Origin of the sequence: Microtetraspora sp. AC03309 (assembly GCF_020826795.1) — a bacterium.
Classification (GTDB): domain Bacteria; phylum Actinomycetota; class Actinomycetes; order Streptosporangiales; family Streptosporangiaceae; genus Microtetraspora; species Microtetraspora glauca.
In genome coordinates this window covers 21,151-35,263 of record NZ_JADDIL010000033.1, presented here as the reverse complement: position 1 = coordinate 35,263, position 14,113 = coordinate 21,151, and the positions used below count along the sequence as shown (strand labels likewise).

Annotated in this window: 12 protein-coding genes and 1 pseudogene; 5 read left to right on the top strand and 8 right to left on the bottom strand. The window is 70.8% G+C overall.

The genetic code is table 11. The annotated features are described in order from the left end of the window. Position 1 precedes the first annotated feature (1 nt). Positions 2-1,012, top strand: coding sequence for a LysR family transcriptional regulator (locus tag IMZ11_RS20600; protein ID WP_228643869.1), 1,011 nt, complete (start codon positions 2-4; stop codon positions 1,010-1,012). Between the two features lie 33 nt (positions 1,013-1,045). Here IMZ11_RS20600 and IMZ11_RS20595 read toward each other — a convergent pair. From IMZ11_RS20595 to IMZ11_RS20575, 5 genes and pseudogenes are all read right to left on the bottom strand, one after another. Continuing rightward, positions 1,046-1,450: pseudogene (locus IMZ11_RS20595) on the bottom strand (transposase); the annotation flags it as partial. A gap of 151 nt (positions 1,451-1,601) precedes the next feature. Further along, positions 1,602-3,020, bottom strand: a complete 1,419-nt coding sequence (locus tag IMZ11_RS20590) for a S41 family peptidase (protein WP_228643867.1) — start codon at positions 3,018-3,020, stop codon at positions 1,602-1,604. A gap of 385 nt (positions 3,021-3,405) precedes the next feature. Beyond that, complete coding sequence (locus IMZ11_RS20585; RefSeq protein ID WP_228643865.1) at positions 3,406-5,268, bottom strand: ABC transporter ATP-binding protein; 1,863 nt, start codon at positions 5,266-5,268, stop codon at positions 3,406-3,408. Then, on the bottom strand, positions 5,265-7,013 hold the full coding sequence (locus IMZ11_RS20580; RefSeq protein WP_228643863.1) for an ABC transporter ATP-binding protein: 1,749 nt from the start codon (positions 7,011-7,013) through the stop codon (positions 5,265-5,267). The genes IMZ11_RS20585 and IMZ11_RS20580 overlap by 4 nt, the downstream gene beginning before the upstream one ends. 11 nt (positions 7,014-7,024) lie before the next feature. Continuing rightward, a complete protein-coding gene (locus IMZ11_RS20575; RefSeq protein ID WP_228643861.1) occupies positions 7,025-7,612 on the bottom strand; it encodes an NADPH-dependent FMN reductase in 588 nt (195 codons plus the stop codon). A 133-nt stretch (positions 7,613-7,745) separates the two neighbouring features. Between IMZ11_RS20575 and IMZ11_RS20570 the strand changes: the two genes are divergently transcribed. The 4 genes from IMZ11_RS20570 to IMZ11_RS20555 all read left to right on the top strand — a co-directional run bounded on the left by IMZ11_RS20570 (position 7,746) and on the right by IMZ11_RS20555 (position 11,760). After that, on the top strand, positions 7,746-8,489 hold the full coding sequence (locus IMZ11_RS20570; protein ID WP_228643859.1) for a TetR/AcrR family transcriptional regulator: 744 nt from the start codon (positions 7,746-7,748) through the stop codon (positions 8,487-8,489). A 102-nt stretch (positions 8,490-8,591) separates the two neighbouring features. Next, positions 8,592-9,149: an RNA polymerase sigma factor gene (locus tag IMZ11_RS20565; RefSeq protein ID WP_228643857.1), complete on the top strand. Its 558-nt coding sequence runs from the start codon at positions 8,592-8,594 to the stop codon at positions 9,147-9,149. After that, positions 9,146-10,054: a hypothetical protein gene (locus tag IMZ11_RS20560; RefSeq protein WP_228643855.1), complete on the top strand. Its 909-nt coding sequence runs from the start codon at positions 9,146-9,148 to the stop codon at positions 10,052-10,054. Before IMZ11_RS20565 ends, IMZ11_RS20560 begins: the two co-directional genes overlap by 4 nt. 206 nt (positions 10,055-10,260) lie before the next feature. After that, positions 10,261-11,760, top strand: coding sequence for a hypothetical protein (locus IMZ11_RS20555; protein WP_228643853.1), 1,500 nt, complete (start codon positions 10,261-10,263; stop codon positions 11,758-11,760). A 44-nt stretch (positions 11,761-11,804) separates the two neighbouring features. Here the strand turns inward: IMZ11_RS20555 and IMZ11_RS20550 are convergent, their stop codons facing one another. The 3 genes from IMZ11_RS20550 to IMZ11_RS20540 are packed head-to-tail and all read right to left on the bottom strand — an operon-like array spanning position 11,805 to position 14,042. After that, positions 11,805-12,596 (bottom strand): SDR family oxidoreductase, encoded by a 792-nt coding sequence (locus IMZ11_RS20550; RefSeq protein WP_228643851.1) that lies wholly within the window; start codon positions 12,594-12,596, stop codon positions 11,805-11,807. A gap of 16 nt (positions 12,597-12,612) precedes the next feature. Next, positions 12,613-12,891, bottom strand: coding sequence for a ferredoxin (locus tag IMZ11_RS20545; protein WP_228643849.1), 279 nt, complete (start codon positions 12,889-12,891; stop codon positions 12,613-12,615). Beyond that, positions 12,888-14,042: a Rieske 2Fe-2S domain-containing protein gene (locus IMZ11_RS20540; RefSeq protein WP_228643847.1), complete on the bottom strand. Its 1,155-nt coding sequence runs from the start codon at positions 14,040-14,042 to the stop codon at positions 12,888-12,890. The genes IMZ11_RS20545 and IMZ11_RS20540 overlap by 4 nt, the downstream gene beginning before the upstream one ends. Between the last annotated feature and the right edge of the window lie 71 nt (positions 14,043-14,113).

The following is a 14,113-nucleotide window of genomic DNA, read 5'->3' as shown; positions in this document are numbered from 1 at the left end:
GTTGTCCAACAACCGACACGCCGACGAACCACAACCAACGGTGGTTCAACCGGCCGACCTGGACCTTGCCACGGTCCGGGCCTTCGTCGCCGTCACCGAGAACCGCTACTTCAGCGAGGCCGCGGTCACGCTGGGCATCACCCAGCAGGCCGTCTCCAAGCGGATAGCGAAGCTGGAGTCCGACCTCGGCGTGCGGTTGCTCTCGCGTACGCGCACAGGGGCCGAGCTCACGAAGGACGGCGGGGCGTTCCTCCACCACGCGCGCGCTCTCGTCGGCATCGCCGACCAGGCACTCGAGATGCTGCACGGCCGGCGCCGGTCGCTGCGCGTCGACGTCCTGGACACCCGGCTGGCGTCCATCGATGTGATCCGGGCGTTCCATCGGACCGTCGAGGACGTGGAGATCGACATCATCACCTCCAACGGGCTCAGATCCGCGCGCGGCGCACTCGCCCACGGGTCGGTCGACGCCGCCTTCGCCCGGGTCAGCGGGACGCTGGAGGACGATCTGGTGTCCACGCCGGCCTACCTGGAGCAGGCACACCTGCTGGTGGCCCGCGACCACCCACTGGCCGGGTTGCCGCAGGTCGAGACGGCCCGGCTGTCCGGGATGACCGTGTGGATGCCCGGCAACGCCGCCGGCAGCGAGTGGGCCGATTTCTGGGACCTCTTCGGCGCGGCCTTCGACATCCGGATCGACACCTCCGGCCCCGACTTCGGCTGGGAGCACTTCGTGGAGGAGATCGGCTCAGGCGAACGCGTCGGGCTCGCGGGCGAGTGGTGCCGCCTGCCCAGCCATCCGCGCACTGTCCAGATCCCGGTAGTCGACCCCGCGCCCATGTACCCGTGTTCGCTGCTTCGCCACCGGCATAACCATCACCCGGTGCTGGCCCTGCTCGCCCGCTTCGTCGAGAGCGAATTCCGGCCGTTCGATCCGAGACACCAATGGCTGCCGACCCCCGACCGTGCCGCCTTCACCGTGGATCCCGGGTCCCATGGGACGACAGCCTGAACATCCGGCTGTCGTCCTGCCGCGACATCCCCTGCCACGGGACGAGTAGGCCTTGTCCTGTTCGGCGGCCTTCTCCAGCGCGGCGACGACGTCCTGGCCGAGGTGCATCCCGGCGGCGTCGTGGTGAGCCCGGGCGGTGGTGGAGTCCACGCGGACGAGGGACACGTCCACTTCACCGCGTTTCGCGGCTTCCGCGATCAGGCCCTCCAACAAGGCTTCGAAGACGCCGGCGTCCCGCCACTGACGGAAGCGGTTGTGGACGGTCGGCCAGGCGCCGAACTCCCTCGGCATCTCCCGCCACTGCGCGCCCGTCCTGAACCGCCAGATCACGTCCTCGAACTGCTGTCGCAGCCGCTCGGGGTACGGGCCGAACCCGCCGATTGGCAGGTAAGGCTCGATGAACTCCCACTCTTCGTCTGTCAGTTGGACTCTTGTCACGCGAGAGGGCCTATCGGATCAGGCCGCGTTATCCGGGCGAATCCCGCAGATTGATCACAATCCAAGCCGAGCGAGAAGCAGCACATTTCGCAAAGCCCCGACACGCACGCAGGGGCCGGACCCGCCGGCCCGGCCCCTCATGCTCTTCCGGCTACGACTTCAGCAGCGCCAGCGCCTTGTCCATACCGGGATCGTGCCCAGCGGACAGCGCCTCCGCCGTCAGCGGAGCCTGGTAGTCCACCGCGACGCCGACCCCGTCGATGATCTCGCCCTTGGCCGCGACCTGGTGCCGCGGCATCAGGAGCAGGGAGCTGCCGTCGTCCAGCTGGTAGGCGACGGGCAGGCCCGCGACGATGCCCGCCGTACGGCCGCCGACCAGCTTGCCCAGCTCGAGATCCTTGACGGCCGCGCTGAACGCGTCGCAGGCCGAGGCGCACATACTGTCCGTGATCAGCACGAGGGGCAGGTTCAGCAGCGGCGTGCTGTCGTCCGTACGGTTGGGCGTGCAGTTCCCCTTCAGGTCACAGTCGGAGCTCCAGACCTTGCCGTGCACGAAGGCTCCGAGCAGCTTGGCCACCGCCTCCGCCCGGCCGCCGCCGTTGCCGCGCAGATCGAAGACGACTCCGCGCAGCTTGGTGCTCTTGCCCAGGTTCGTGAGATCTTGCAGCACCGTGTCGGCGAGTTCGGGGGCGAACTGCGGCAGCACGACCTTGGCGACGTTGCCGTCCAGCGTGACGGACGGCTGGGTCGCGCTCATGGGGTAGAGGGCCGGCCGCAGCCCGACCAGCCGGGTCCTGCCGGTGGCGGGGCGCCGGAGCGTCAGCCGCAGGGTGTCCGCCTGCGGGTAGGCCGTGTGGAGCAGGGCCATGATGCCCGCGTTGAACGTGCCCTTGACGAAAGCGGGGACGCCGTCGATCGCGACGATGACGTCACCCGGCCTGACCTTCGCCTTCGCGGCCGGCGATCCCGGCGCCACCGCGCTCACGTACATCGGCTCCTGGACGTTGTCCCCGCTGATCTCGGCGGGAGAACGCCCGGTGAAGAGCGTGGCGATCCCCAGCCCGAACGCCTTGCCGGGCGGAAGGGGGTTCGTTCTCTGCCCCTTGATCCAGCCGACGTGGTTGTCGTGGAGGCTGGAGATCATTCCCTGCATCACGGCGGCGGCCAGCGCCTGCCGCAGGTCGGCGTTGTCCGGCAGCGCGCCGACCACCTTGTCGTACGTCTCACTGAAGGCGGTCCAGTCACTCGCCCGATCCCCGGTGAGCGCGGGAAGGGTGGCCGTCGCCTGGTCGATGCCACGGCGCTGCAGTTCCTGGGTGAAGGCCGCGAAGGCCGACACGAGCACGGTGCGGTCGTCGAGCACAGACCCGCCGTAGTAATTGGCGAAGATGCAGTCGTACGCCTGCCCCAGCGTGCTGATCGTGGTCGGCCCGGACGAACCGCCGGGGCCTGTGGGTCCGTCGGTGGCCGCACACGCCGAGGTGGTCCGGGCGGCCGCCTGAGCCACACCGAGGGGGCCTGCGGAGGACATGAGGCCGGCGCCGAGCAGTACGGCCAGGCCGCCGGCCATCAGGCGCGGCGCCCGCAGACGCCGTTGCCCACGTGCAGGAAGCGAGGCCGGACCTGGACCGAGTCGGGGCCGATGCGTGACGCGAAGCGGACTCCGGCCGAGCATACTTCCGAGCGCATCCAGGGCTCGCTGACCGTCACCGGTATCGGCCTGGGCGAGCGACGACACACCCAGTGCCAGCAGGACGACTGAGGGAAGACTTGCGGCAGTACCTTTCACGGCGATCCTCCATTGCGGAATTACTGGTGCGGATCATCGTTGAGGGTGGGTTGCTAAATCCGGATAAGGCGCCATACATCATGGTTAAAGGGGGATGTCGCGGATGCGCGACGCAACCGCCGCCAGGGCCGCGGACATCCGCGCACTCACCATCGAGGTCCTGGAGTCATCCGTTCGCGGAGGGAACCATCGGCGATCCCGCCGGGCCGACCCGCTCGCCGGCGAACTGGGCCGCGTACAACCGCGCGTAGGCGCCCTGGCGGGCGAGGAGCTCGTCGTGGGTTCCCTGTTCGACGATCCGCCCGGAGTCCATCACGAGGATCAGGTCGGCATGGCGGATCGTCGACAGCCGGTGGGCGATGACGAAGCAGGTACGTCCGGCGCGCAGCGAGGTCATGGCCCGCTGCACCAGCACCTCCGTCCGGGTGTCCAGCGCGCTGGTCGCCTCGTCCAGGACCAGGATCGCCGGATCCGTCAGGAACGCCCGCGCGATGGTGACGAGCTGCCGCTCGCCCGCGCTCAGGCCGCCGCCCTCGTCGTCGATCGTGGTGTCGTAGCCGTCGGGCAGGGTGCGGGCGACGTGGTCGAGGCCAGTGGCCCGCGCCACCTCGACGATCCGCTCGCGCGGCACGTCGCCGGCGCCGTAGGCGATGTTGGCGGCGAGTGTCCCGCCGAACAGCCAGGTCTCCTGCAGCACCATGCCGATCCGGGCGCGCAGCTCCTCCACCGGCATGCGGGCGACGTCCACCCCGTCCAGGGTGATGCGGCCGCCGGTGACCTCGTAGAACCGCATCAGCAGGTTGAGCAGCGTGGTCTTGCCCGCTCCCGTCGGCCCGACGACGGCCACGGTCCGCCCGGGTTCGGCCACCAGCGACAGGTCCTCGATGAGGGGCCGGTCCGGGGCGTACCGGAAGCAGACGTTCTCGAAGGCGACGCGGCCGGCCGTATCCGCCCGGTGCGCGTACGGCGTGGCGACCTCGCCCTCGCCGACGCCCCCGCCGACGCTCTCGCCAACGCTCGTGTCACCGCCCTCGTCGGCGTTCTCGTCCTCGTCCAGCAGCTCGAAGACCCGCCGCGCCGAGGCCAGCACCGACTGCAGCAGGGCGGACATCGACGCGGCCTGGTTGATCGGCTGGCCGAACTGGAAGCAGTACTGGATGAACGCCTGCACGTCGCCGATCGACAGCGCGCCGGCGGCGACGCGCAGCCCGCCGATCACCGCGACGAGCACGAAGTTGACGTTGAGGAGAATGGTCGTCGACGGCCCGGCGAGGCTGGAGACGAACTGCGCCGCGAACCCCGAGCGGAACGCCGCGTCGTTGTGCTCGGTGAAGGTCTCGAGCGCCTGCCGCTCCCGGCCGAAGACCTTGACCAGGGTGTGCCCGGTGTACATCTCCTCGATGTGCGAGTTGAGCCGTCCCGTGGCCGCCGCCTGCTCCGCGAACCTGCGCCGGGCCCGCGCGCCGACGGCTCTGGCCGCCACGGCCGACAGCGGCACCGTCACCAGCGAGATCAGCGCGAGCAGCGGCGAGATCCACACCATCATGGCCAGCACGCCGACGAGCGTGAGCAGCGCGTTGACCAGCACGCTGAGCGCCTGCTGCAACGTCTGGGAGACGGTGTCGATGTCGCCCGCGGCCCGGGAGAGGATCTCGCCCCGGGTCCGCCCGTCGAAGTACGCCAGCGGCAGCCGGGCCAGCTTGGCCTGCGCCTGCTCCCGCAGCCGGAAGACCAGCCGCTGCGTGACGGTGACGGTCAGCCGCTGCTGGGCGAGCGCGAAGCCGAACGCCACCAGATAGCAGGCCAGCGCGGCCAGCAGGACCCGGCCGACCTCGGAGAAGCCGATCCGGCGGTCACCGGCCGCGGCCGTGACGATCAGATCGGTCGCGGCGCCGAGCAGCCGCGGCACGGCCACGGTCAGGGCCACGCCGCCGACGCCGAGGGCCAGCGCGGCGATCACGAGAGGGCGCTCGGGGCGGACCACCCGCAGCAGCCGCAGGACGGTGCCGGGCGTATCGTCGGACTTCATGCCGCCTCCTCCTCGGTGAGCTGGGAGAGCACGATCTCCCGGTAGGTGCCGCTGCTCGCCATCAGCTCGTGGTGGGTGCCCTCGCCGGCGACCCGGCCCTCGTCGAGCACGACGATCCGGTCGGCGTACCTGATGGACGGCACCCGCTGGGCGACCATGAGGACGGTCGCGTCCCGCGTCTCGTGGTCGAGCGCGTCGCGCAACGCTCGCTCGGTGACGGGGTCGAGCGCGGAGAAGGGATCGTCGAACAGGTAGACGGCGGGCCGCGCGACCAGGGCCCTGGCGATGGTCAGCCGTTGGCGCTGCCCGCCGGAGAGCGAGCCGCCTCCCTGGCCGACGGGCGTGTCCAGGCCTTCGGGCAGCGCCTCGACGAAGTCGCGGGCCTGGGCGATCTCCAGCGCGTGCCACAGCTCCGCGTCGGTGGCCTCGGGATCGCCGTACCGCAGGTTCGACGCGATCGTCCCGGAGAAGAGGTACGGCCGTTGCGGCACCAGCGCGACCGCGCGCACCAGATCCTCCGGCGCCATCTCCGCGACGTCCAGGCCGCCGACGCGTACGGCACCGCCGGTCGGGTCGAGCAGCCGGGGGACGAGGTTCAGCAGCGTCGTCTTCCCCGCGCCGGTGGAGCCGATGATCGCCGTGGTCTCGCCCGGCCGGGCCACGAGGCTCACGCCGCGCAGCACGGGCAGTTCCGCTCCCGGATAACGGAGCTGTACGTCGCGGAACTCCAGGAGGCCCCGATGAGGTGAGCCGGGAAGCGCGGGAACGGACGGCGGGGAAGCCGCCTGTGTGGGCGGGGGCGTCACCGCGAGCACCTCCTGGATCCGCCCGGCGCTCACCTGGGCGCGCGGCGCCGTCAGGAACGTGAACGTCGCCAGCAGGGCGGAGCCGAAGATCAGCATGAAGTAGTTCAGGAAGGCGATGAGCGTCCCGACCCGCATCGATCCGTCGTCGATCAGGTGCCCGCCGACCCAGATGAGGGCGACCCCGGACAGGTTGGAGACCAGCATCCCGGCGGGGAACAGCGTCATCATGAGCCGGGAGGCCCGGACGGACATGTCCATGAGCCGGGTGTTGGCCTCGGCGAACCGGGCGCGCTCGTGCCGGTCGCGGGCGAAGGCGCGGATGACGCGGACGCCGGTGATCTGCTCGCGCAGCACCCGGTTGACCGTGTCGATGCCCTCCTGCACCCCCTGGGACGGGACGCGCGTCCGGCGAAGGAGCACGCCGAGGGTGACGAGCAGCGCGGGAAGCGCGACCAGGAGCAGGGTGGACAGGCGCGCGTCCTGACGGAGCGCCATCACCACGCCGCCCGCGCACATCATGGGGGTGGCGGCCAGCCCGGTCAGCGACATGAAGACGAGCGTCTGCACCTGCTGGACGTCGTTGACGGTCCGGGTGATCAGGGATGGGACGCCGAACCGCCCCACCTCGCGGGCGGAGAACGCCTGGATCCGGGTGAACACGGCGGCGCGCAGGTCGCGGCCGACGGCCAGGGCGACCCGCGAGGCGAGGAAGCCGACGGCGGCGGAGCACAGGACCTGCGCCGCGGTCCCGGCCAGCATGACGCCGCCGGTGCGCAGGACGAGGCCGGTGTCTCCCTTCAACACGCCGTCGTCGATGAGGATCGCGTTCAGGGTCGGCAGCACCAGGGCGCCGACGGCCTGCGCGATCTGCAGCACTCCGACCAGGACGATCGATCCGAGGTGGGGGCGCAGGTCGGTGCGGAGGAGCCGGATCAGCATGGTCGGCCCGCTCAGCTCGCGTAGGGGCGGGCGGTCCGGGCGTCGCGCAGCGCCCTGGCGTACCAGGTGAGCTGGTCGAGCATGACCTTGGCCGCGGCGTCACAACCCGCGGAGTCCTTCGGCCAGTGCCCCTCCGCGTCGAACATCGTCCACGGGCTCTGGAAGGCGACGGAGTCGCGTACGGTGACCGCGTGCAGCTCGGCGAAGACCAGCCGGAGCTGCTCGACGGCCCGCAGCCCGCTGGACATGCCGCCGTAGCAGACGAAGCCGACCGGCTTGGCCTGCCACTCCGCGTGGTAGGTGTCGATCATCACCTTCAGGGCTCCGGGGTAGGCCCGGTTGTACTCCGGCAGCACCACCACGAAGGCGTCGGCGGCGGCCAGCCGGGGCTGGAGGGCGGTCACCTCCGGCGGCCGCTCACCCCCGAAGTGGCCTTTCAGCTCTCCGGGCAGCCGGGTCTCGACCAGGTCGACGACGTCGAGGGCGACGTCGTCGCGCTTCCCGGCCTGACCCACGAGCCAGCTCGCGATCACGGGCGCGATCCTGCCCTCTCGGACGCTGCCGATGATCACTGCGACGTTCAACGGGTTCTCGGGCATGGCACAGCCTTCCTCTCTTCGCGGCGCCTCAGGTGCGTACGCCGTACAGAAACGATGACAGCGTACGCATAGCTGCGTACGCCGTACAAGTCCAGATACGATGTACACAGATGACGGAGGGAAGGAGAGCCGGATGCCCGAGAAGGATCAGGCAGGGAACGGCGAGGCCGAGGAGTACGCGTCCATCTGGCAGCGGCTCGAGCGCCCGGCGAAGCCGCCGCGCACGACGCTGACCCACGAGCAGATCGCGGCGACGGCGGTCGCCATCGCCGACGAGGAGGGGCTCGACGCCGTCTCGATGCGCCGGCTGGCCGAGCGGCTCGGCGTCGCCACCATGGGGCTCTACCGGTACGTGCGCGGCAAGGACGACGTCATCGAGCTCATGGTGGACGCGATCTACGGCGAGGTGGGCATGCCGGAGACCGCGCCCAACTGGCGGGCCACCCTGCGCGGCGCGGCATGGGGGCTGCGGGGACTCATCCTGCGCCATCCCTGGCTGGTCCAGGTCACCGCCTCGTCGAGCCCGCTCACTCCCAATGTCGTGGCGCGTACCGACCGGCTGCTGGCCTCGCTGGAGTCGCTCGACCTCGACGCGGACACCCGGATGGTGGTGGTCACGACGGTCGCCTCCTTCGTGAGCGGAACGGTCGGGGATGACGTCGGACTGGACCGGCTCATGCGGCGCGAGGGCGTGGCGAGGATGGACGATCTGCGCGCCCTCTACTCATCGCGGATGATGTGGCTGCTGGACTCCGGCCGCTACCCCGCCTTCGAGAACTACATCCGGCAGGGCGTCAGGAAGGACGAGGGCGAGTGGCGGTTCGAGCTCGGGCTCGAATGCGTCCTCGACGGCATCGCCGCCCGCCTCGGGATCTGACCCGTACGGAGGAATATCACTCTTTCTCAGGATCGAGGTGGAACACTCGCCGCCATCCGGACACGTACCGAGGTGGAGGAGCACCCGGCGGGAAGGAGCAGCGTGGGCCGCCCGGAGACGAGACAGCGCTTCGAGGAGATCTATCTGGCGTACTACGCCGACCTCCTCGCCTACATCCGGCGGCGCACGGAGTCCCACGAGGACGCCGCCGACGCTCTCGCCGAGACCTTCGCCACCGCCTGGCGCCGCCTGGCGGACGTCCCGGACGGCCACGCCGCCCGGCTCTGGCTGTACGGCGTGGCCAGGCGTGTGCTCGCCAACGGCCGCAGGACCGCGACACGCAGGAGCGCCCTGGTGGAGCGGCTCGGCGCACAGCTCGCGCGGTGGGCCGAGAGCGCGGGCCCGCCGGACGACGATCTCGACGCGGTCCTGGCGGCCTTCCGGCTGCTGGACGCGGACGACCGCGAGGTGCTGGCGCTGGCGAGCTGGGAGGGCCTGACCTCCGAAGAGGTCGCGACCGTCCTCGGCTGTTCGCCCGGTGCCGCCCGCTCCCGGTTGCACCGCGCCCGCAGGCGCCTGGCGCGGGAACTGTCACGCGCGGGCGTCGACGTGGCGAGGTACGGAGTGCGCGCTCTCGCGCTCGTGGGGAGGAAGGCATGACCGACGCCCGGCTCGACCGCCTCGTCGAGCGGATCGCCCCCGACCCGGGTCCCGGGATGACGCCGCTCGCCCTCGACCTGCTGGACGAGATCACCTCGGCCGCTCCGGCCACGCCCGCCCGGCCACGCCGGTGGCGTTCGTGGTTCGTGCGAAGCGGTGAGCGGCGGCCTCGCCTGGTGGCGGCCGCCGGCGCGCTCGCGGCCCTGCTGGCGGTAACGGCGGGGCTCGGAGTCACGCCCGCCTCCGCCGCGCTCGACATCGAGCGCGAGGGCGACGAATACGTCGTCACGGTGAACGACCTGTTCGCTGAGCCGGCGATGTACCAGCGGGAGCTGCGCGCCCGTGGCCTGAGCATCGAGCTGCAGGTCATCCCGGTCTCGGCGGGCACCGTGGGGCAACTCCTCGTCCTCGACGGCACGCGCACCGGGAGCGGTGTCACCCGCATGCAGGCCCCGGGGGAGTGCGCCCGCTCCTTCGGCTGCCCGATCGGTCTGCGCATCCCGGTGAACTACCGGAAGGACGTGGTCGTCTTCCTGGGGAGGCCGGCCCGCGCGGGGGAGCGTTACGGCCTGATGATTTCGATCGACTCTCCTGGCGAGCCGTTCCACTGCGTGGACTTCATCAACAAGACCGTCGCCGAGGTCGAGCCCATGCTCCGGGCGCGTGGACTGAAGGGCACGTTCACCGCGTACCAGGCGAAGACGGTGCCCGGCGACTGGTACGTCTACGCGGGGACCCTTACCGCTCCGGGTGAGGCGCTCATGGTCACCAATCCGGTGCCCAACCCCTCGCCCCGGCCGATCGAGGCTTTCTGCCCTGACGGACCCGACGGTCCTCTGAAAGCCCGTGACGCTCTGACGCCCTCTGACGGCCCCGATGCCCCCGATGCCCCCGAGAGCTTCTGATACCCGAGGTCCCTGACGGATTGATGTCCCTGGCGGCTTCCGACATCGCCTGATCCCGCCCGAGCCGTCCTGAACTCCCTCGTGAGAGGCCGCTGACGGCCCTCGTTCCCGTGCCATCCGCCGCGCGGCCCTTCGGCATGCGCGGATTCCCTCCGACGATCGGATTCGCCATGCCCGCCGGACTCCGTGTGCCCGCCGGACTCCGTATGCCCGCTGGATTGGGCGTGCCCGCGCTCGGCCGTACCGCCGCCCGCCTCCGGACCCGGACCGGCGCGCTGCTCTCGCGCCACCGGACCTTCGCCGTCGTACTCGCGCTCGCCGCCGCGCTCAGGGTCGTCACCATGCTCGGCTATCCGCCGGCCCGGCTGTACTGGTACGACTCCTTCACCTACCTGGACAATGCCGTCCATCTGCGGCCGTCGTCCACGTTCCACCCGATCGGCTATCCGCTGCTGCTGCGCGCTCTGCTGCCCTTCCACAGCGTCACGGTCGTCGTCGCGGTCCAGCACGCGATGGGCCTGGCCACCGGCCTGATCGTCTACGCGCTGGCCCGCCACAAGAAGCTGCCGGTCTGGGGAGCCGTCCTCGCCACCGTGCCGGTCCTGTTCGACGCGTCGTTCCTCCGGCTTGAGCACGCGGTGTTGTCCGACACGCTGTTCATCCTGCTCGTCGTCGCCGCCGTCGCGGTCCTCGCCTGGCGGGAGCGGCCGTCCCCGAGGTGTGCCCTGGTGGCCGGGCTGCTGCTCGCGGGCGCCGCGCTCACCCGGACGATCGCGCTGCCGCTGCTCCTCCTCGTCGTGCTCGTGCTCGCGCTGCGCCGCGTCTCCTGGCGCGCCGTGGTCGTGCTGGCACTGGCCGGGATGGTGCCGCTCGCCGGCTACGCCGCCTGGTACGGCGCGACGCACGGCAAGGTCGCGCTGAGCGGCGCCGACGGGGTGGCGCTGTGGGCGCGCACGATGACCTTCGCGGACTGCGCGGTCGTCCAGCCCCCGCCGGAGCTGACCCCGCTGTGCCCGAACGGCACCGTCGTGGACGCCGCCTCCGAGTACGTATGGGCGCCGGGGGCCTCGATCAACCTGCTGCCCGGCGGCCGGTTCGCGCACAACGAGCGGGCGCGCGAATTCGCGTTGCGCGCCATCGCGGCCCAGCCGCTCGACTATCTCCGGGATGTGTTCGCCGACACCGCCATCGCTTTCCGCTGGACGCCCGTCGCGCATCCGGCGCGGACCGTCCCGGCGTTCGGGTTCGCCCGGGGGATCTGGTCGCTGCCCGACCAGCCCCTCGTGGCCGAGGTCCGCCGGACCTACGCGTCCGACATCGGCGCCATGCGTTCAGCCGGGCCGCACGCCGACGTGCTCATCGCCTACCAGCGTCTCGCGTACCTGCGCGGTCCCGTGCTGGCGGCGATCCTGCTGCTGGGTGCGGCCGGGGCGGTCCTGCGGCCCGGCCGGGCGGCACTTCCATGGGCCGTGGCGATGGGACTCCTGGTCGGGCCGGTCGCCGCGCTCGACTTCGACCACCGCTACGTCCTGCCCGTCGTGCCCGTCGCCTGCGTCGCCGCCGCCCTCGCCGTACGGCCCGCTCGGCCGGGCAAGGGAGGCAAGGAGAAGGGAGGAAGAGGTGTGGGGGTCGGCAGCCCGGAACGCCAGGAGGCGGCGGGTCCTCAGGGGGACCGGCCGCCTCCTCATCACCTCACGGCCTCATGAGCTCACGGCTTCATGGACATGGGCGAGCGGTTTCGCGTGGCGGGCTACTCCGAGGGGAGCAGGCGCTTGGTCGCCTCGTGCGCGCCCCTGACGAGCTTGGCGCGCGGGAACCGGCTCCGCTTCTCGGCGGCCTCCTGGTTGCCGCCCGCGACCCAGACCGGGCCGTCGGCGAGGTGCGCGAGGCCCTCCCTGGCCACGTCGTCGGGCTCGGCCACGTTGAGCCCCGGCAGGTCCATGCGAAGGCCGGCCCGCTCCATGGCGGGGGTGCGGGTGACGCCGAGGACCAGTTCGAGCACGTGGACGCCGTGCTCGCCGAGCTCCAGCCACAGGCCCTCCGCGAAGACCCGGCTGAACGCCTTGACCGCGGAGTAGACGCTGATGTGCGGCTGGCCCATGTAGCCCGCCAGCGACCCGACCAGCATGATCCCGCCGTGGCCGCGCTCCTTCATCAGCGCGCCGAAGTGGTGGGCCAGCGCGAGCTGCGCCGTGATGTTGAGGTCGATGACGCCCTGGACCCGGTCCAGGTCGCCGGTCACGAACTCGTGGCCGTAGGTGTTGGCGCCGGCGTTGAAGATCAGCAGGCCGACCTCCAGCTCGTCGGTGACCGAGCGGATCACCTTGAGCGCGTCCGGGGTGAGCAGGTCGAGCTCGATGGTGCGGACCTCGACCCCCTTCGCCCGGACCTGCGCCGCCGTCTCCTCAAGCGGGCCCGGCTTGCGGGCGATGAGCACGAGATTGATCCCGGCGTCCGCGAGCTGGTGCGCGAACGACGCGCCCACTCCTTCGGAACCGCCGGCGATCACGGCCCACGGGCCGTACACGTTCTTGTCGGTCATCGTCTTTCTCTTGTCCTCACAGACCGTCGTCGGGCACCGGGATGGCGCCGTCGAGCACGGCCTGCCTGATGGTCTGCCGCAACGCCTCGCAGGCGGGGAACCGGTCGCCGTTCGGGCCGCCGCCCGGGGTGGACGCACGCCGCTCCAGGCAGGCGTCCACGGCCTCCTTGTCCCACTGGATGCTCGTCTGGTGCCAGCTGGACTTGCGCACCTGCACGCGGGTGCCGCACTGGTGGCACCGCAGCGGCAGCATGGGGGCGCCGTCCAGCAGGCGGTTGTCCTGGCGGATCGTCATGCGGGCTGGCCCTCGGCGGCCCGGCGGGCGAGGTTGTCCTCGACCTCCTTACGCCACGCCTCGACCGGGCGAGTGGTGTCGAGCTCGTACTCGAAGCGCTCCACCATCTCCGGCGTGACGTCGGCGACGTCCACGTAGAACTGCTCGTACCAGCGGCGGAGCTGGTAGACCGGCCCGTCCTCCTCGCACAGCAGCGGGTTGTCGATCCTGGTCTTGTTCTTCCAGATCTGGATGTCCTGGTCGAAGCCCCTGAGGATGAAGTCGCCCAGCTTCCTGGCCATCGTGTCGGCGGCGTCGCCCTCGAGCGCGTCGCTGCGCTGCACGATGATGCCCGAGTGCAGCACGAACGAGTGCGCGTCGATCGGGTAGTGCGCGTTGATCAGGACGGACTTGATCTCCATGTTCGTGTAGTGGTACGTCAGGTCGTCGATCATGAACGACGGCCCGTGGTACGACGCGACGGAGGTGTTGCCGGTCATCTGCGGCTCGCCGTCCTTCGCCGGCGGGCGGGCGTCCGGACGGCCCATGCCCTTCATGATCTGGGTGGCCGTGTGCCCCTCGAAGATGTTCTTGAAGTACGTCGGGAACGAGTAGTGCACGTAGAAGAAGTGCGCCATGTCGACGATGTTGTCCACGACCTCGCGGCAGTTCGTGTGGACGATCGTCTCCGACCAGACCCAGTCGGTCCAGTCGTCACGGGTCGCACCCTCGATGCGGGGGATCGTCACGTCCGCCGGCGGCGGGTTGCCCTCCGGGTCGTTCCAGACGAACAGCAGGCCGTCCTGGTCCATCGTGGTCCAGGCCGCCGTACGGGCGCGCAGCGGGACGCGGCGGGAGTACGGAATGCTCTTGCACTTGCCGTCGCCGCCCCAGCGCCAGTCGTGGAACGGGCAGGCGATCTCGTTGCCCTTGACGGTGCCCTGCGACAGGTCCCCGCCCATGTGCCGGCAGTACGCGTCGAGCACGTTGAGCTTGCCGTCACCGCTCTGGAAGACCACCAGCTTCTGGCCGAAGGCATTGACGGTGTGCGGCTTGCCGTCCTTGAACCCGCTGGACAAGCCCAGGCAGTGCCATCCTCGGGCGAATCGTGTAGGCGCGGCCTCGGCCTCGATCGCACGCACATCGTCGTGTTCGGATTCGACTGCGGTCACTGTTGACCCCACCCTTCGGGACGCAGGTTCTCTCGATGGGAAAGGTAGGTCGCCGACGGGCGGGGACGGAC